This window comes from Geodermatophilus sp. SYSU D00710, assembly GCF_054050195.1.
Map to the genome: position 1 here is coordinate 1 of NZ_JBJGYX010000081.1, position 17341 is coordinate 17341.

The 17341-nt window shown below is 75.5% G+C and carries 17 protein-coding genes; 10 read left to right on the plus strand and 7 right to left on the minus strand.

The features are described from left to right. On the plus strand, positions 1 to 295 hold a 295-nt coding region (locus tag ACI78U_RS23135), incomplete at its 5' end, for an LGFP repeat-containing protein (RefSeq protein ID WP_456877751.1). 43 nt (positions 296 to 338) lie between these two features. Here the strand turns inward: ACI78U_RS23135 and ACI78U_RS23140 are convergent. The 5 genes from ACI78U_RS23140 to ACI78U_RS23160 all read right to left on the minus strand — a co-directional run bounded on the left by ACI78U_RS23140 (position 339) and on the right by ACI78U_RS23160 (position 5534). Then, the gene (locus ACI78U_RS23140) at positions 339 to 2099 is read right to left on the minus strand and encodes an acetyl/propionyl/methylcrotonyl-CoA carboxylase subunit alpha (protein ID WP_456877752.1); all 1761 of its coding nucleotides are present in this window, start codon (positions 2097 to 2099) and stop codon (positions 339 to 341) included. 86 nt (positions 2100 to 2185) lie between these two features. Next, on the minus strand, positions 2186 to 2929 hold the full coding sequence (locus tag ACI78U_RS23145) for a class I SAM-dependent methyltransferase (RefSeq protein WP_456877753.1): 744 nt from the start codon (positions 2927 to 2929) through the stop codon (positions 2186 to 2188). A 63-nt stretch (positions 2930 to 2992) separates the two neighbouring features. After that, positions 2993 to 3595, minus strand: coding sequence for a Maf family protein (locus tag ACI78U_RS23150; protein ID WP_456877754.1), 603 nt, complete (start codon positions 3593 to 3595; stop codon positions 2993 to 2995). After that, positions 3592 to 3909: an acyl-CoA carboxylase subunit epsilon gene (locus ACI78U_RS23155; RefSeq protein ID WP_456877755.1), complete on the minus strand. Its 318-nt coding sequence runs from the start codon at positions 3907 to 3909 to the stop codon at positions 3592 to 3594. Before ACI78U_RS23155 ends, ACI78U_RS23150 begins: the two co-directional genes overlap by 4 nt. After that, on the minus strand, positions 3906 to 5534 hold the full coding sequence (locus tag ACI78U_RS23160) for an acyl-CoA carboxylase subunit beta (protein WP_456877756.1): 1629 nt from the start codon (positions 5532 to 5534) through the stop codon (positions 3906 to 3908). Before ACI78U_RS23160 ends, ACI78U_RS23155 begins: the two co-directional genes overlap by 4 nt. Positions 5535 to 5553: 19 nt before the next feature. Between ACI78U_RS23160 and ACI78U_RS23165 the strand changes: the two genes are divergently transcribed. The 6 genes from ACI78U_RS23165 (at position 5554) to ACI78U_RS23190 (ending at position 13232) form a co-directional block, all read left to right on the plus strand. Further along, positions 5554 to 6393, plus strand: coding sequence for a biotin--[acetyl-CoA-carboxylase] ligase (locus tag ACI78U_RS23165; RefSeq protein ID WP_456877757.1), 840 nt, complete (start codon positions 5554 to 5556; stop codon positions 6391 to 6393). Positions 6394 to 6425: 32 nt separating this feature from the next. Further along, entirely contained in the window at positions 6426 to 7001 is a 576-nt protein-coding gene (locus ACI78U_RS23170; RefSeq protein WP_456877758.1) for a PH domain-containing protein, read from the plus strand. Positions 7002 to 7093: 92 nt separating this feature from the next. After that, positions 7094 to 8242 (plus strand): exonuclease SbcCD subunit D, encoded by a 1149-nt coding sequence (locus ACI78U_RS23175; RefSeq protein WP_456877759.1) that lies wholly within the window; start codon positions 7094 to 7096, stop codon positions 8240 to 8242. Further along, positions 8239 to 11199 carry an AAA family ATPase gene (locus tag ACI78U_RS23180; RefSeq protein WP_456877760.1) on the plus strand — a complete coding sequence of 987 codons (2961 nt, stop codon included), beginning with the start codon at positions 8239 to 8241 and terminating at the stop codon, positions 11197 to 11199. The genes ACI78U_RS23175 and ACI78U_RS23180 overlap by 4 nt, the downstream gene beginning before the upstream one ends. A 411-nt stretch (positions 11200 to 11610) precedes the next feature. Beyond that, the gene (locus ACI78U_RS23185) at positions 11611 to 12936 is read left to right on the plus strand and encodes a LicD family protein (protein ID WP_456877761.1); all 1326 of its coding nucleotides are present in this window, start codon (positions 11611 to 11613) and stop codon (positions 12934 to 12936) included. 26 nt (positions 12937 to 12962) lie between these two features. Further along, complete coding sequence (locus ACI78U_RS23190) at positions 12963 to 13232, plus strand: hypothetical protein (RefSeq protein ID WP_456877762.1); 270 nt, start codon at positions 12963 to 12965, stop codon at positions 13230 to 13232. A 243-nt stretch (positions 13233 to 13475) separates the two neighbouring features. On the opposite strand, the gene ACI78U_RS23195 is transcribed toward ACI78U_RS23190, so the two are convergent. Both ACI78U_RS23195 and ACI78U_RS23200 read right to left on the minus strand, forming a co-directional pair. Further along, positions 13476 to 13643, minus strand: a complete 168-nt coding sequence (locus ACI78U_RS23195) for a hypothetical protein (protein ID WP_456877763.1) — start codon at positions 13641 to 13643, stop codon at positions 13476 to 13478. Between the two features lie 106 nt (positions 13644 to 13749). Beyond that, complete coding sequence (locus ACI78U_RS23200) at positions 13750 to 14262, minus strand: GtrA family protein (RefSeq protein ID WP_456877764.1); 513 nt, start codon at positions 14260 to 14262, stop codon at positions 13750 to 13752. Between the two features lie 82 nt (positions 14263 to 14344). Here ACI78U_RS23200 and ACI78U_RS23205 point away from each other — a divergent pair, with 82 nt between their 5' ends. The 3 genes from ACI78U_RS23205 to ACI78U_RS23215 are packed head-to-tail and all read left to right on the plus strand — an operon-like array spanning position 14345 to position 17278. Then, positions 14345 to 15550, plus strand: a complete 1206-nt coding sequence (locus tag ACI78U_RS23205; protein WP_456877765.1) for a 5-(carboxyamino)imidazole ribonucleotide synthase — start codon at positions 14345 to 14347, stop codon at positions 15548 to 15550. Next, a complete protein-coding gene (gene purE / locus ACI78U_RS23210) occupies positions 15551 to 16099 on the plus strand; it encodes a 5-(carboxyamino)imidazole ribonucleotide mutase (RefSeq protein ID WP_456877766.1) in 549 nt (182 codons plus the stop codon). It begins immediately after the preceding gene. 9 nt (positions 16100 to 16108) lie between these two features. After that, the gene (locus tag ACI78U_RS23215; protein WP_456877767.1) at positions 16109 to 17278 is read left to right on the plus strand and encodes an acyl-CoA dehydrogenase family protein; all 1170 of its coding nucleotides are present in this window, start codon (positions 16109 to 16111) and stop codon (positions 17276 to 17278) included. The last annotated feature ends 63 nt before the right edge of the window (positions 17279 to 17341 follow it).

Sequence of the window (17341 nt, forward strand, 5' to 3'; positions counted from 1 at the left end):
GGGCTGGGAGAACGGCTGGTACGGCTATCCGGTGGCCGGTGCGCGGTGCGGTCTGCGGGACGGGGGGTGTCTGCAGGAGTTCCAGGGTGGATCGATCTACTGGAGCCCCGCGACCCGTGCGCAGGCGGTCGACGGTGCCATCCGGTGGGCCTGGGCCGCGCGCGGGTACGAGAACGGCCACCTCGGCTACCCGATGGCGGGTGGGGTGCGGTTGCCCAGCGGTGACGCCTCGCAGCGCTTCCAGGGGGGGACACTGCACTGGTCGGCTGCTACTGGCCTGGTCAGGGCGTACTGAGCGACGCGAACGCCTGGCGGGTCTCGTCTCACCGCGCCCCGGCTCAACCCGAGTCGGCGATCCGGCAGAGGACGGCGCCGCTGGCGACGGTGGCGCCGACCTCGGCCGACATCCCGCTCACGGTGCCGGCCCTGTGGGCGGTGATCGGCTGCTCCATCTTCATCGCCTCGAGGACGACGACCAGGTCGCCCTCGGCGACGGTGTCCCCGTCGGCGACGGCGACCTTGACGATGGTGCCCTGCATCGGCGAGGTGAGGGAGTCGCCGGAGGCCGCCGATCCGCCGTGGCCCGAACCCCGCCTGCGCGGCCTGGCCCCGGCACCGGCCGGGGCAGGCCCGCCGCCGGCCGCCAGGCCCGCGGGCAGCGAGACCTCCAGACGCCGGCCGCCGACCTCGACGACGACGGTCTGCCGCGGCGCCTCCTCGTCGGCCTCGGCCGGCGCGGCGCCGTAGGGCGGCACCTGGTTGTCCCACTCGGTCTCGATCCACCGGGTGTGCACCGTGAACGGCTCGCGGGTGAACGCCTCGTCGCGGACCACCGCCCGGTGGAACGGGATCACCGTGGGCATGCCCTGGACGACGAGCTCGTCGAGCGCCCGGCGGGCGCGCTGCAGCGCCTCCTCGCGGGTGGCCCCGGTGACGATCAGCTTGGCCAGCATCGAGTCGAACGCGCCGGCCACCTCGCCGCCGGTCTCGACGCCGGAGTCCCAGCGGACGCCGGGGCCCTGGGGGATCTCCAGCCGGGTGACCGGGCCGGGGGCCGGCATGAAGTTGCGCCCGGCGTCCTCGGCGTTGATCCGGAACTCGATGCTGTGCCCGCGCGGGACGGGGTCCTCGGTGATCGCCAGCGGCAGGCCCTCGGCGATGCGGAACTGCTGGCGGACCAGGTCGATGCCGCTGGTCTCCTCGCTGACCGGGTGCTCCACCTGCAGACGGGTGTTGACCTCGAGGAAGGAGATCGAGCCGTCGGTGCCGACGAGGTACTCGACGGTGCCGGCGCCGTGGTAACCGGCCTCCCGGCAGATGGCCTTGGCCGACTCGTGGATGCGGGCGCGCTGCTCGTCGGTGAGGAACGGCGCCGGGGCCTCCTCGACCAGCTTCTGGTTGCGCCGCTGCAGCGAGCAGTCGCGGGTGCCGACCACGACGACGTTGCCGTGGGTGTCGGCCAGCACCTGCGCCTCGACGTGCCGCGGCCTGTCGAGGAAGCGCTCGACGAAGCACTCGCCGCGGCCGAAGGCGGCGACCGCCTCGCGGACGGCGGAGTCGAACAGGTGCGGGATCTCCTCCTCGGTGCGGGCGACCTTCAGGCCGCGTCCGCCACCACCGAAGGCGGCCTTGATGGCCACCGGCAGCCCGTGTTCCCGGGCGAAGGCGACCACCTCGTCGGCGCCGGCGACCGGGTCCTTCGTGCCGGGGACCAGCGGCGCGCCGGCCTTCGTGGCGATGTGCCGGGCGGCCACCTTGTCGCCGAGGGCGACGATCGACTCGGGGGAGGGGCCGATCCAGGTCAGCCCGGCGTCGATGACGGCCTGGGCGAAGTCGGCGTTCTCCGACAGGAACCCGTAGCCGGGGTGCACGGCGTCGGCGCCCGAGCGCTTGGCCGCGTCGAGGATCTTGTCGATCACCAGGTAGGAGTCGCCCGGCGTCGTCCCGCCGAGGGCGAAGGCCTCGTCGGCGGCGCGCACGTGCAGGGCGTCCCGGTCGGGCTCGGCGTACACCGCGACGCTGGTCAGCCCGGCGTCCCGGCAGGCGCGGGCCACCCGGACGGCGATCTCCCCGCGGTTGGCGATCAGGACCTTATGCACCGGCGCACTCCCTCGAAGACGGACCGGACGGACTCTAGCCAGAGTCCGCACACCCGCCCGCGGTTGGGAGGTGGCCCGCCGACGGCTCAGCCGACGCCGTCGGCCGGTGGCTTGGTGACGGCGTAGCGGAAGCCCCGCCAGTTCGGGCCCGGACTGGCGTCAGGCTGCACGCGCAGCACCACCAGGCCGCGCTCGGTCAGCCGCGGCAGGAGGACCTCCATCGGCAGGCCGTGCATCTGCATCACGGCGCCGAACCGCCGGCGGACGTAGGCGTGGACCAGCGGCCGCGGGACGGCGCGGTACAGCCGGCCGACGAGCGTGTCCGACGGCCCGGTGGGGACGGCGAAGACCGCCAGCCCGCCTGGGCGCAGCACCCGGCCGAACTCCTCGGCGTAGCGCAGGGCCAGATCGGGCGGCATGTGCTGCAGCACGATGGTGGACAGCACCATGTCGAACGAGTCGTCGGGAAACAGGGCCAGGTCGGGTGCCTCGTTGTGGACGAAGGTGCACCGGCCCTCGGCGTCGTGCCGCCGCGCCTCGGCGAGCATCGACGGCGCGATGTCCACCCCGGTCACCCGGTCGAAGTGACGAGCGAGCGCCTGCGTGAGCCGGCCCACGCCGCAGCCGAAGTCCAGCGCCGTCCCGTGCCGGGCAGGCAGGCCCAGCTCACTCGCCAGTGCCATGACCCCGTCGACCTCGCGGACGCCGGTCGCGAAGAACTCCTCGGGTTCCCAGCGTCCGCCCCGGCGGTCGGGCTCGGTGAGCACCGCCCACATGGGGTCCTTCGAGCCGAACGTGTCCCACGCCGTGCGTAGAGAGCGCGTGTCCACGTCCGGACCCTAGGCCCGAGACCGAGCAGCGGACCACCGCACGGCGACGGGGCGGGAACGGGCTCAGCGCCGCCAGAGGTCGGTGATGGTCAGCCCACGACGGCGCAGCTGCTCGCGCAGCGCGGCCAGCGACAGGCCGACGACCGACGCGGGGTCCCCCTCCACCCGGCGCACGAACGGCGCGCCGAGCCCGTCGAGGGTGAAGGCGCCGGCGACCGCGAGCGGCTCGCCGGTGGCCAGGTAGGCCTCGATCTCCTCCGCCGTCGGGGTGGCGAAGTGCACGACGGTCGAGGTGACGACGACGTCGCGGCCCTCGACCCGGCCGGCGCGCACGTCGAGCAGCGCCTGGCCGGTGTGCAGGACCCCGGAGCGCCCGGACATCCGCCGCCAGCGGTCGCGGGCCTCGTGCGCGTCGGCCGGCTTGCCCATGGCCTGCCCGCGGAACTCCAGCAGGGAGTCGGCGCCGACGACGAGGGCGTCGTCCTCCCGGCCGGCGACGGTGGCCGCCTTCGCCGCGGCCAGGAGCGCCACCCGCTCGCCGACGCGCGGCGCGGTGACGGTGGACTCGTCGAGGTCGCTCACGACGACCTCGGGGGCGAGCCCCGCCTGGCGGAGCAGTGCCAGCCGGGCCGGTGAGGCGGAGGCCAGCACCAGCCTCCGGCTCATCCGGGCCGTCCCGCGGCGCGCCAGCCACCGGGGCCGGGGCGCAGGACCGGCCGGTGCAGGTCGGCGGGGGAGGCCCACGCCCCGACCGGGACCGGCCGGCGGCGCGGCCGGCTCCGCTGGGAGAGCGCGGCGACGACGACGGTCAGCGCGGCGAGCTCCTCGGCGGTGGGCTCACCGCGGACGACCCTCAGCAGGGGTCGGTCCGACGAGTGGGGGCCGGAGGCCTCCGCGAGGGGGGCCGGGGTGGGCTCCACGGGCTCGGGGGACGGCACCTGGTCGCGGTGTCGTCGGGAGGACGACGGTGTCGTCGTCACAGCGGGATGTTCCCGTGCTTCTTCGGCGGCAGGGTCTGGCGCTTGTTGGCCAGCAGCCGCAGCGCCTTGGTCACCTGGACGCGGGTGTGCGACGGCAGGATGACCTGGTCGACGAAGCCGCGGTCGGCGGCGATGTAGGGGGACAGCAGGGTGTCCTCGTACTCGGTGACCAGCTCGGCGCGGCGGGCCTCGGGGTCGTCGGCGTCGGCGAGCTCGCGCCGGTAGAGGATGTTGACCGCGCCCTGCGCGCCCATGACCGCCACCTGCGCGGTCGGCCAGGCCAGGTTGAGGTCGGCGCCCAGGTGCTTGGAGCCCATGACGTCGTAGGCGCCGCCGTAGGCCTTGCGGGTGATCACCGTGACCTTCGGGACCGTGGCCTCGGCGTAGGCGTAGATCAGCTTCGCCCCGCGGCGGATGATCCCCTCCCACTCCTGCGACGTCCCGGGGAGGAAGCCCGGGACGTCGACGAAGGTGAGCACCGGGACGTTGAACGCGTCGCAGGTGCGCACGAAGCGGGCGGCCTTCTCGCTGGCGTCGATGTCGAGCGTGCCGGCGAACTGGGTGGGCTGGTTGGCCACGACGCCGACCGGCCGCCCCTCGACCCGGCCGAGGCCGACGAGGATGTTCGGCGCGAACAGCGCCTGCACCTCGAGGAACTCGCCGTCGTCGAGGACGTGCTCGATGACGGTGTGCATGTCGTAGGGCGTGTTGGGCGAGTCCGGGACGAAGCCGTCGAGCTCGAGGTCCTCCTCGGTCACCGCGTCGGGCAGCGTGACGTCGACCGGCGCCACGTCGACGGCCGGCAGCGGGTCGAGGTTGTTGCTCGGCAGGTAGGACAGCAGCGCCTTGACGTAGTCGAGGGCGTCGGCCTCGTCCTCGGCGAGGTAGTGCGCGACGCCGGACTTCGTGTTGTGGGTGCGGGCGCCGCCGAGCTCCTCGAGCGTGACGTCCTCGCCGGTCACCGTCTTCACGACGTCGGGACCGGTGATGAACATCTGGCTGGTCTTGTCGACCATGACGACGAAGTCGGTGAGCGCGGGGGAGTAGACGTGCCCGCCGGCCGCGGCGCCCATCACCAGCGAGATCTGCGGGACGACGCCGGAGGCGTGCACGTTGCGCCGGAAGATCTCGCCGTAGAGGCCGAGGGAGACCACGCCCTCCTGGATTCGCGCGCCGCCGCCCTCGTTGATGCCGATGACCGGGCAGCCGTTGCGCAGGGCCAGGTCGAGGACCTTGACGATCTTCTCGCCGTAGACCTCGCCGAGGCTGCCGCCGAACACGGTGACGTCCTGGGAGAAGACGCAGACCGGCCGGCCGTCGACGGTGCCGTACCCGGTGACGACGCCGTCGCCGAAGGGACGGCGGGCCTCCATGCCGAAGGTGGTGGAGCGGTGGCGGGCGAACTCGTCGAGCTCGGTGAACGAGCCGGGGTCCAGCAGCGCCTCGATCCGCTCGCGGGCGGTCATCTTGCCCGCCGCGTGCTGCTTCTCGACCGCCCGCTGCGAGCCCGCGTGCACGGCCTCCTCGACACGCTGCCCGAAGTCCGCCAGCTTGCCGGCGGTCGTGTGGATGTCGACGTCGCCGGGGACGTGCTCGCCGGCGCTCTCCAGTTCAGCCGCACTCACGGAGCCGTAGCGTAGGGGAGTGCCCGACGCGCCCTCCGCCCGCTGGTCGGAGCTCGACCGCCCACCGCTGGACGCCGCGGCCCTGCAGGCCGCCCTCGTCCGCGACAGCCGCCTGTGGCGCGCGCTGGAGGTCGTCGAGGAGACCGGCTCGACCAACGCCGTCCTCGCCGGACGGGCCGCCGACGGGGAGCCGGAGGGGACGGTCCTGGTCGCCGAGCACCAGTCCGCCGGGCGCGGCCGGCTCGACCGCACCTGGGTCTCGCCGCCACGCGCCGGGCTGACCGTCTCGGTGCTGCTGCGCCCCGACGTCCCGGCCGCCCGCCGCGGCTGGCTGCCGCTGCTCACCGGCGTGGCGCTGGCCGAGGCCGTCGGCGAGGTCGCCGGGGTCCGCACGTCGCTCAAGTGGCCCAACGACCTGCTGGCCGCCGACGGCGCCAAGCTCGCCGGGATCCTCGCCGAGGCCTCGAGCGGCGCGGTCGTGGTCGGCACCGGGCTCAACGTCACCACCCGCCGCGAGGAGCTGCCGCCCACCGGGACGTCGCTGTCGGTGGTCACCGGCGGCCCCGTCGACCGGGGCCCGCTGCTGCTGACCTTCCTGCGCGGGCTGGAACGCCGCTACCTCGCCTGGACCGCCGCGCTCGGCGACCCCGTCGCCAGCGACCTGGCCCGCGACTACCTCGCCTGGTCCTCGACGGTCGGCGCCGACGTCGTCGTCACCCTGCCCGACGGGTCGGAGGTGGCCGGTTCCGTCACCGCCGTCGACTGGGACGGCCGGCTGGTGCTGTCGACCGCGACCGGCACCGTGGAGCTGGCCACCGGCGACGTCCAGCACGTGCGGACACGCCCGCGGGGAACCTGACTCGCCGGCTCCGCTCGGTCATCCTTCTCGTCGTGCCCTACCCCGACCGGCTGCTGGCCGACGACGAGGAGGTCGTCGCCCACCTGCACCCGCACTGGACGACGCTGTTCTGGCCGGTGGTCCGGTTCCTCGTGGTCGTCGGCGCCGCCTCCTACCTCGCCGCGCTCGTCCCCGCCGGCCGCCAGCAGGGCGTGCTGCGGATGCTGCTGCTGGCGGTCGCGCTGGTCGTGCTCGCCGTCGCCGTCGCGGGCCCCCTGCTGCGCTGGCGCACCACCCACGTCGTCGTGACCACGCACCGGGTGCTGGTGCGGACCGGCGTGCTCTCCCGCCGCGGCCGCGACGTCGCCCTCTCCCGCGTCACCGACGTCTCCTGCCGCCAGACGCCGTGGGAGCGGATCGTGCGGTCGGGCACGGTCACCGTGGAGTCCGCCGGTGAGGGGCCGCCGCTGGTGTTGCGCCGCCTGCCCGACAGCGACGGCGTGCAGGCGCTGCTGGCCCAGCTCGTCGAGGACGACCCTCGGCCGGTCGGCCCCGCCGGGGACGGGCACGACGAGGACTGGAACGAGGACTGGTCGTCGGTCGGGTCCCGCACCACCCGCCTGCGCTGACCCGCCGGCCTGCGCCCCCGGGCGGGGTGTGACCGATCGGTCACGGCGAGCCTGGCCGGATCTGTCGGTACGGCGACCTACCTTCCGCACCCATGCGGCTGCTGCACACCTCCGACTGGCACATCGGACGGTCGCTGCACGGCGCCGACCTGCTCGCCGAGCAGGAGGCGGTGCTCTCCGGCCTGGCCGACGTCGTCGCCGCCGAGCGGGTCGACGCGGTCGTGGTGGCCGGTGACGTCTACGACCGTGCGGTGCCCTCGGCCGATGCGCAGGCCGTCCTCGACGCGGTGGTCGCCCGGCTGGTCGGGGCCGGCGCGGCGGTCGTCCTGACGCCGGGCAACCACGACTCCGCGCGCCGGCTGAGCACCTTCTCCGGGCTGCTGACCCGGTCGGGCGTGCACTTCCGCACGACCACCGGCGGCCTCGACGAGCCGGTGCTGCTCTCCGACGCGCACGGCGACGTCGCGGTCTACGGCCTGCCCTACCTGGAGCCCGAGCTCGCCCGCCACGAGCTCGGCCTGCGCGAGGCGCGCAGCCACGAGGCGGTGCTGCGGGCGGCGATGGACCGTGTCCGCGCCGACCTCTTCCTCCGCCCCGGCACCCGCTCGGTCGTGCTGGCGCACGCCTTCGTCGGCGGCGGCGTGGCCAGCGACAGCGAGCGCGACATCTGCGTCGGCGGCGTCGACCTGGTGCCCGCGTCGGTGTTCGACGGCGTCGACTACGTGGCGCTGGGCCACCTCCACCGGCCGCAGTCGCTGTCCGACCGGCTGCGCTACAGCGGTTCGCCGCTGCCCTACTCCTTCGGCGAGGCCGGCCAGGACAAGCAGGTGTGGCTGGTCGACCTCGACGCCGGCGGGCTGGCCGGCGTCCGCGCCGTGCCGCTGCCCCTGCCCCGCGCCCTGCGGGTCCTCAGCGGCACCCTCGAGGAGCTGCTGGCCGACCCGGCGCACGCCGCGGCCGAGGAGGCGTTCGTCTCCGCCCATCTCACCGACCCCGTGCGCCCGACCGATCCGATGCGCAAGCTGCGCACCCGCTTCCCGCACTGCGTGCACCTGGAGTGGTCCGGCGGCGGGACCCCCGACGGGCGCAGCTACCAGGAGCGGCTGCGCGGGCGCGGCGACCTCGACGTCGCCGGCGAGTTCGTCAGCCACGTCCGCGGCGGGGTCGCCGCCACCTCTGCCGAGCGACACCTGCTCGGGCGCGCGCTGGCCGCCGCGACCCGCGAGGAGCCCGCCCGGTGAGGCTGCACTCCCTCACGCTGACCGCCTTCGGGCCCTTCGCCGGCACCGAGACCGTCGACGTCGACGACGTCGCCCGTGACGGGCTGTTCCTGCTGTGGGGTCCCACCGGGGCAGGCAAGACGACGTTGCTCGACGCCGTCGTGTTCGCCCTCTACGGCGTGGTGCCCGGAGCCCGCGGTGAGGCCCGCCGGCTGCGCAGCGACCACGCCGACGCCGCCACCCGCACCGAGGTCGGCTGCGAGCTCACCCTGGCCGGGGAGCGGCTGCGCGTGGTGCGCCGGCCGGAGCAGACCCGGCCCAAGAAGCGCGGCACCGGCGAGACCACCGAACAGGCGCGGCTCACCGTGCAGCGCTGGACCGGCAGCACCTGGGAGCCGGTGAGCACCCGCATCGACGAGGGGTCGGAGTACCTGCGGGTCCGGCTGGGGCTCTCGGCCGAGCAGTTCTGCCAGGTGGTGCTGCTCCCGCAGGGTGACTTCGCCCGGTTCCTGCGCGCCGAGCCCGAGGACCGCGCCAAGCTGCTGCGCACGCTCTTCGACGTCGACCGGTTCGCCCGCGCCGAGGAGTGGCTGGCCGGCGAGCGGCGGGCCGCCGAGGAGGCGCTGCGCGCCGACCGGCACCGGGTGAGCACGCTGCTGCACCGGGTGGCCCAGATCGCCGACGTCGAGGTGCCCGAGGACCTCGCGCCGGAGCTGGTCGGCGCGCGGCCGGGTGCGTCGGTGGGCGCCTGGGTGCGGCAGGTCCGCACCCAGGCGGCCGAGCGACTGGCCGCCGCGCGGACCGCCGCGGCGACCGCGGCCGCCGACAGCGCCCGGGCCGACGCCGAGCTCGCCGCCGCCCGCGCGCTCGCCGACCGGCACGCCCGGCGGGACCGCGCCCGCGCCTCACTCGAGGAGCTCACCGCCCGGGAGCCGCAGCTGGCGCCGCTGCGGGCCCGCGCCGACGCCGGGCGCCGTGCCGAGGTGCTCCGCGACGTGCTGGAGACCGTCGAGCGCGCCGCGCTCGCCGCCGCGCGCGCCGCCGCGGCCCGCGAGCGCGCCGCGGCCGCCTGGGCCGCGGTCGGCGGTGGGCACCCGGCCATCCCGGCGACGGCGCGCGACCTGCGCGACGCCGCCGCGCAGGCCCGCGCGCTGCTGCCCGACGCCGGCCGGGCCCGCGCGCTGGCCGGCGACGCGGCCCGGCTCGCCGGCGAGGTGCAGCGGCTGACCGCCGCCTGCGCCGACGGCGCCCGGGCCGCGGAGGAGGAGCCGGCGCGGGTGGCCGCCGCCCAGGCCCGCCTCGACGCCGCGCAGGCCGCCGCCGCGCGGCTGCCCGGCCTGACCGCCGCCGCGGAGGCCGCCCGCGCCGCTCTCGACGCCGCCACCCGCGCCGCCGGGCTCGCCGGCCGGCTCGACGGCGCCCGCGCCGCGGCCGACGCCGCCCGGCTGGGCTGGCTGGAGGCGCGAGAGCGGCTGGTGGAGGTGCGCACCGCCCGGCTCGACGGCATGGCCGCCGAGCTCGCCGCCGGGCTGACCGACGGTGCCGACTGCCCGGTGTGCGGCTCCACCGAGCACCCGCGCCCGGCGGTCCCGGCCGGGGCGCCGGTCACCGCCGACGACGAGGAGCGCGCCCGCGCCGCCGCCGACGCCGCCGACGAGCGCCGCACCGCCGCCGCGGCGGGGGTCGAGGCGCAGGAGCGCGAGCTCGCCGTGCTGCGCGCCCGCGCGGGCGACGAGCCGGCCGAGGCGCTGGCCGCCCGCGCCACGGCGGGCCGGGCCGAGCTCGAGGAGGTGTCCCGGCTGGCCGGCGGCGTCGATACCGCCCGCCGGGCGCTGGTCGCGGCCGAGCAGCGCCGCGACGCGTCCGCCGCGGCGCTGGCCGCCGACCGGGAGGCGCTGCAGCGCCGCACCGCCGAGCAGGCGGCGGCCGAGCAGGCGGCGGCCGAGGCGGCCGCCCGCGTCGACGCGGCCCGCGGCGACGACCCCGACCTGCCCTCTCGCGCCGCCCGGCTGACCGCCGAGGCGGAGCGCTGCGAGGCCGCCGTCGCCGCGGCGGAGGAGGAGGTGCGCGCCACCGAGGCGGTCACCACCGCCCGCGCCGCGGCCGGGGAGCGCGCGGCCGCGGCCGGGTTCGCCGGCGTCCCCGACGCCGGCCGCGCCCTGCTGCCCGCCGGTGAGCTCGCCGCCCTCGACGCGCGGCTGCGCGCGCACGACGACGCCCGCGCGGTGCTCGCCGCCACCCTCGCCGACCCCGACCTCGCCGACCTCGACCAGCGGCCCGACGTCGCGGCCCTGCAGGAGAGCTGCACCGCGCTCACCGCCCGCCGCGAGGAGGCGGTGACCGCCCTCGACCAGGCCCGCCGCTGCGCGGCCGCGCTCGACGGGCTGGCCGGCGACGTCCTGGCCGCGGAGGAGGAGCTCGCCGAGCGCCGCGCCCGCGCCGACCAGGTCGGCGGGCTGGCCGACCTGGTCGGCGGCCGCGGTGCCAACACGCTGCGGATGCGGCTGCAGTCCTTCGTGCTCGCCGCCCGCCTCGAGCAGGTGGCCGAGGTGGCCAGCCGCCGGCTGCAGGAGATGTCCCGGGGGCGCTACACCTTCCTGCACAGCGACGCACTGGGCCGGCACGGCGCCCGCGGCGGCCTGGGGCTCGACGTGCTCGACGAGTACACCGGCACCCGGCGGCCGACCAAGACCCTCTCCGGCGGCGAGAGCTTCATGGCCTCCCTCGCACTCGCCCTCGGCCTGGCCGACGTCGTCACCGCCGAGGCCGGCGGGGTGCAGATGGACACGCTCTTCGTCGACGAGGGCTTCGGCACGCTCGACGCCCAGGCGCTCGACGCGGTGATGACCGTGCTCGACGAGCTGCGCCGCGGCGGGCGCACGGTCGGGGTGATCAGCCACCTCGAGGAGCTGCGCACCCGCATCCCCACCCGGCTGGAGGTCGTGGCCGGGCGGTCGGGCTCGCGTCTGGCCTCCTGACCGACTCGGGGCCGCCGGCGGAGAGCGCCATCGCATTCGGCTGAGCAGCACGGAGTGGGGCCGCGGTGACGGGTGGGAGAGGTGAGGAAGCCCCCACGACGGCACCGTGAGCACACCTTCGGTGCACAGGTCGTGACGTAATGTGAAGGAGTGTCCCGTCATGGTCCCCGCCCGGAGTCGTGCGCCAGCGTGCAGGCGGACCGCTCGGGTCTGGTCGTCGCCCCATCTGGGGCCGCCTGCCTGCCGGCGGTCGTCGAGGTCCTGATGGAGGGACACCGGACCGTCTCCTTTCGCGCCGACGTCGGGACGTGTCGTCCCGACGGGAGCGTGTGGTTCCCATGGCCTCCGGCGCTCGCCGAGCGACTCACTGGTACGGCATCCGTTGTGGTCCGGGACGCCGCACGCAAGGACGTGGTGGCCTCCGGGGAGGTCGCCTTCGGGCCCGACGCTGCCCGACTGGACCTGCGGGACGGCCGGCTGCGCTGGCTCTCGGTGAACAAGTGGGGACACCTGGCCCCCAGCTTCGACGGCATCGAGCCGGTGGCCCGCCGCGCTCTCCAGGACCGACTGCTCGAGCGTCTCGACGCGGTGCGCGGTGTCCTGGCGGAGGCCGGGCTGAGGTCGTTCGTCTGCTACGGGACCCTGCTCGGCGCGGTCCGCGACGGCGACCTGATCCCGCACGACGACGACGCCGACCTCGGTTACCTGTCCCGCCACGACCACCCGGCGGACGTCGTGCGGGAGAACCTCGAGCTCGAGCGGGTGCTGCGCCACCGCGGGTACTCGGTGCTCCGCCACAGCGGTGGCCACCTGCAGCTGGTCTTCTCCGACGACGACGGGCAGGACCACTGCATCGACGTCTTCACGGCCTTCGAGGTCGGCGACCGCACCTATCTCTGCTTCCAGGTCGGTGCCGACGGGCTCGACCTGCGCGAGCTGTCCGACGTCACCGTCCGCGGGCGCACCCACCCCGCACCGGCGGCCACCGAGCAGCTGCTGGCCGAGACCTACGGACCGGGCTGGCGGACACCGGACCCGTCCTTCACCTTCACCACGCCGCACGCCGTGCGGTCACGACTACGGGCATGGATCGGGGAGTTCAACATGGGCCGCGAGTACTGGCAGGACTTCTACTCCAGCGCCGACGTCGGCAGGGTCCCTGCGGCGGAGTCGGACTTCGCCCGCTGGGTGGACCAGCGGCTGCCCGCGGGGGCCGCCGTCCTGGACGTCGGGACCGGTACGGCGCGCGACGCCCGCTTCTTCGCCCGCGTGGGGCGCACCGTGCACGCGATCGACTACTCCGCGGCCGCCGTCGAGCGGGGGCGGGTCCTGGCCCGGAACGAGGGATGGCAGGCTGCATTCGAGGTCGTCAACCTCGCCGACCTGCACCAGGTCGGGAACCTGGCCGCCGAGCTGGACCCCTCCCTCGGCTGGCACCTGTACGCCCGCTTCCTCGTGCACGCGATCGACGACGAGGCCCGCGCCAACCTGTGGTTCCTCGCGGCTACGGTCGCCCGCCGTGGAGGCGAGTGCTGGTTCGAGTTCCGCACGAACCGGGACGAGGAGGCGGAGCACGCGTTCGGTGAGCACTTCCGGCGGTACCTCGACCCGGCTCTCGTGGTCGTCGAGGCCAAGGAGCGCGACCTGCAGGTCCTGGACTCCGTGGAGGGCCGGGGGCTGGCGGTGTACGGCGACGAGGACCCGTGGGTGGCGCGCCTGCGTCTCGGGGCGGCGTGATGGCGGCCCGTGATCTCGCTGGCGCGGTGTTCCGTCGCGTTGCCACCCGGACGGTGCGGTCCCTCGAGTCGGTCCCCGTCCTGCAGCAGCGGCTGGGGGAGATGGAGACGGTGCTCGCCGAGCTCCGTGAGCAGCTAGACGCGCACGCACGCCACGTCGAGGACCTCGAGCGGTCGCTGCGGGAGGCCGAGGAGGGCCTGGAGGAGTCGCGGCGGCTGTCCCTTCGCGTGGCCCAGATGACCGACCTGGTGTTCGACCGACTGCTGAACTCCCCGGACCGCGCCGGAGGTCGGTGACCGCTCGAGGCTCGTCGTCCGTCCCCTCCGGGGCAGCCCACCGGACCGTCAGGTCCGGCCGGCGGCTACCTCCAAGCCGGAGGGAGCGCGGCGATGAGCGCCGTCAACCGCCCGAGTGGGCCACCGCAGAGCGTGGCGATCCGCGTCATCGTCCGGTCGAGGTCGCCGACGGTGGGCGGGTGCTCGGCGACCCCGGCGTTGGACCAGGCCGGTCGCACACCCGCAGCGGCACGAGGTCACGGATCAGCGCACGAGTGCGTCGAGCTCCAGTGGCAGCAGGTAGGGGGCGCTGACACGTCCACTTCCCGACAGCACCAGCGTGAGCCGGGAGACCGACCGCTCCACTGTCGCCGCGGCCGCCGCCAGCCGACCGGCCACGGCACCCCACTGCACGGTCTCGCCCCGCGTCACCCCTGCTCCTTCCTCTGCCACAGACGTCACTCCTCTGGGTCGAGTGCCGAGACCGACCCCCGGGAGGGCCCGAGACAACCGGATGAGCCACCGCCGCCGGGGGCTCTCAGGCCCTGCTGCTCACTGCGGCCTCACCGGGCACCAGGTGCCCGTCCCGCGGTGTCCCGGCTCCTGCCGCGGGCGCCGCCCGGAACACCCACCGCCGGTAGGCGAACCAGCGGATGACGGTCCCCAGCCCGATGGAGAAGACGTTGACCGCCTGCAGCACCAGGGCGTGCTCCTGCCCGAGCGGGTGGCGCACCAGGGCGACCAGCAACAGGCCGACCAACACGGTGAACCCGTTGACCAGGACGAAGGCGACGTACTCCCGGCGGTAGCCGGAGCGCTCGCGGTGGGCGAAGGACCAGAACCGGTGCCCGAGGTAGGCCGCCGTCGTGGACACCACCGCGGAGACCAGCTTCGCCGTCACCGCGCCGCTGCCGGAGGTGTAGAGCAGCTGGAACAGGCCGATGTCGAGGACGACGCAGGCCGCGCCCACGGTGCCGAACGCGCTGAGCTCCCGCAGGAGCAGCCGCCAGGTGCTGCCGGCGCGGCGACGGACGGACGGCAGCAGCGGCACGTCTGCCGACTGTACGGACCCGCGCCGCCCCCGCGGGGACGACGGCGCCGGGAGGACGGGTGCTCGCTACGGTGGGCCCACCATGCCCGCGCCCACCGACCCGCGCACCGGTCTGCCCGTCGTCGCCATGGTCGGCGGGGGACAGCTCGCGCGCATGACCCACCAGGCCGCGATCGCCCTCGGCCAGTCGCTGCGGGTGCTGGCCACCGGTGCCGACGAGTCCGCGGCGCTGGTCGCCGCCGACGTCCGGCTCGGCGACCACCGCGACCTCGGTGCGCTGCGCGCGGTGGCCGAGGGCGCCACCGTGCTCACCTTCGACCACGAGCACGTGCCCAACGAGCACCTGCGCGCCCTCGCCGCCGACGGCGTGCGGGTCGCCCCCGGCCCCGACGCGCTGCTGCACGCCCAGGACAAGCTGGTCCTGCGCCGGGCGCTGGCCGGGGCGGGGGAGCCGCAGCCGGCCTGGGCCGAGGCGCCCACGGTGCACGCGGTGGCCGCGTTCGCCGAGGAGGTCGGCTGGCCGGTCGTGGTCAAGACCCCGCGCGGGGGCTACGACGGCCGGGGCGTCTTCGTCGTCCACGGCCCCGACCAGGTCGCCGACCTGCTGGAGCGGCACGGGACCCTGCTGGTCGAGGAGCGGCTGCCGCTGGTGGGGGAGCTCGCGGTACTCGTGGCCCGCTCCCCGTTCGGGCAGGTCGCCGTCTGGCCGGTGGTCGAGACCGTGCAGCGCGACGGCATCAACACCGAGGTGCTCGCGCCGGCACCCGGGCTCGACGAGGAGACCGTGCTGGCCGCGCAGGAGCTGGCCGTCCGCGTCGCCGACCGGGTGGGCGTGGTCGGGGTCATGGCCGTCGAGCTGTTCCGGACCGCCGACGGGGTGCTGGTGAACGAGCTGGCGATGCGCCCGCACAACTCCGGGCACTGGACGATCGAGGGCGCGCGCACCAGCCAGTTCGAGCAGCACCTGCGCGCCGTCCTCGACTACCCGCTGGGGTCGACGGCGATGACCGCGCCGGTCGTGGTCACGGCCAACGTGCTCGGCGGGGCGGCGTCGGCCGAGGACTGGGACGGCCCCGGCGTCGACGAGCGGGTGCACCACCTCATGGCGCACTGGCCCGACGTCAAGCTGCACTGGTACGGCAAGGGGCAGCGCCCCGGCCGCAAGCTGGGCCACGTCACCGCGCTGGGCGACGACCTCGCGGAGGTCCGCGCCCGCGCGCTCGCCGCGGCCCGCTACCTCGCCGACGGCGTGGTCGACCCCGCCTTCGCCTTCCCCCTGGGGCACTGAGTGGACCCGCTCGTCGGCAGCCCCCTCGTCGGCGTCGTCATGGGAAGCGACTCCGACTGGCCGACGATGGAGCCCGCCGCGCAGGCGCTCGCCGAGTTCGGCGTCCCGTACGAGGTGCACGTGCTCTCCGCGCACCGGACGCCGCAGCGGATGCTCGACTACGCCGCGGCCGCGGCCGGGCGCGGCCTGCGGGTGCTCGTCGCCGGGGCCGGGGGAGCGGCCCACCTGCCGGGCATGCTCGCCGCGGCCACCCCGCTGCCGGTCGTCGGCGTCCCGCGGCCGCTGGACCGGCTCGACGGCCTCGACAGTCTGCTGTCGATCGTGCAGATGCCGGCGGGCGTGCCGGTGGCGACGGTGTCCATCGGCGGCGGCCGCAACGCCGGGCTGCTCGCCGTCCGCATCCTGGCCGCCGCGGACCCGCGGCTGCGGGCGGCCGTCGAGCGGTTCCAGGCCGACCTCGCCGACTCCGTGGCGGCCCGCGACGCCGCGCTGCGCGCCCGCCTCACCGGGCCGGGTGAGACGGGCCAGGAAACTGCTGGGACGTCCTAGCATCGAGGCGTGAGCACGAGCGGGCTGTACCAGCTGACCGAGGAGCACGACGCGATCCGGGCCGCCGTCCGGGACATCGCGGAGCGGGAGATCAAGCCGTACGCGGCCGAGGTGGACGCCGAGTCGCGGTACCCGATCGAGGCGCAGAAGGCGCTGACGGCGGCCGGCTTCCACGCCACCCACATCCCCGAGCAGTACGGCGGCGAGGGCGCCGACGCGGTCGCCACCTGCATCGTCATCGAGGAGGTCGCGCGGGTCGACGTGTCCGCCTCGCTCATCCCGGCGGTCAACAAGCTCGGCTCGATGCCGGTGGTCCTGTCGGCGTCGGAGGACCTCAAGCAGCAGGTGCTCGCCCCGATCGCCGCCGGCGACGCGATGATCAGCTACGGCCTGTCCGAGCGGGAGGCCGGCTCCGACGCCGCCTCGATGAAGACCCGCGCCCGGCGGGACGGCGACACCTGGGTGCTCAACGGCACCAAGGCCTGGATCACCAACGCCGGCGTCTCCGAGTGGTACACGGTCATGGCCGTGACCGACCCGGAGCAGCGGGCCAACGGCATCTCCGCCTTCGCCGTCCACCGCGACGACCCCGGCTTCGCCGTGGGCCCCAAGGAGCGGAAGATGGGCATCAAGGGCTCGCCCACCTGCGAGCTCTACTTCACCGACTGCACCATCCCGGCCGACCGGGTCATCGGCGAGCCCGGCACCGGGTTCAAGACCGCGCTGCGCACGCTGGACTTCACCCGCCCGACCATCGGCGCCCAGGCCGTCGGCATCGCCCAGGGCGCCCTCGACGCCGCCGTCGAGTACACCCGCGAGCGCAAGCAGTTCGGCCGCGCGGTCAGCGACTTCCAGGGCGTCCAGTTCATGCTCGCCGACATGGCCATGCAGATCGAGGCCGCCCGGCACCTGGTCTACGTCGCCGCTGCCCGCGGCGAGGCCGGCCACTCCGGCGGCAAGGTGGACCCCGACCTCGGCCGGCTGTGCGCCGCCGCCAAGGCCTTCGCCTCCGACGTCGCCATGAAGGTCACCACCGACGCCGTCCAGCTCTTCGGGGGCGCCGGCTACACGCAGGACTTCCCGGTCGAGCGGATGATGCGCGACGCCAAGATCACCCAGATCTACGAGGGCACCAACCAGATCCAGCGCATGGTGATCGCGCGGAGCCTCCTCCGGTAGGACTCCCCGGCCGGCGGTCACCGTCGGCACGGGCTCCAGCGGGCCCGGGACGCCCGTGGGCGT

Excerpts from the sequence above, each read along its gene's own strand:
- ACI78U_RS23150 (WP_456877754.1), bottom strand. The coding sequence starts at position 3,595 with ATGAGCCGGAGGCTGGTGCTGGCCTCCGCCTCACCGGCCCGGCTGGCA.
- ACI78U_RS23175 (WP_456877759.1), top strand. The coding sequence starts at position 7,094 with ATGCGGCTGCTGCACACCTCCGACTGGCACATCGGACGGTCGCTGCAC.
- ACI78U_RS23205 (WP_456877765.1), top strand. The coding sequence starts at position 14,345 with ATGCCCGCGCCCACCGACCCGCGCACCGGTCTGCCCGTCGTCGCCATG.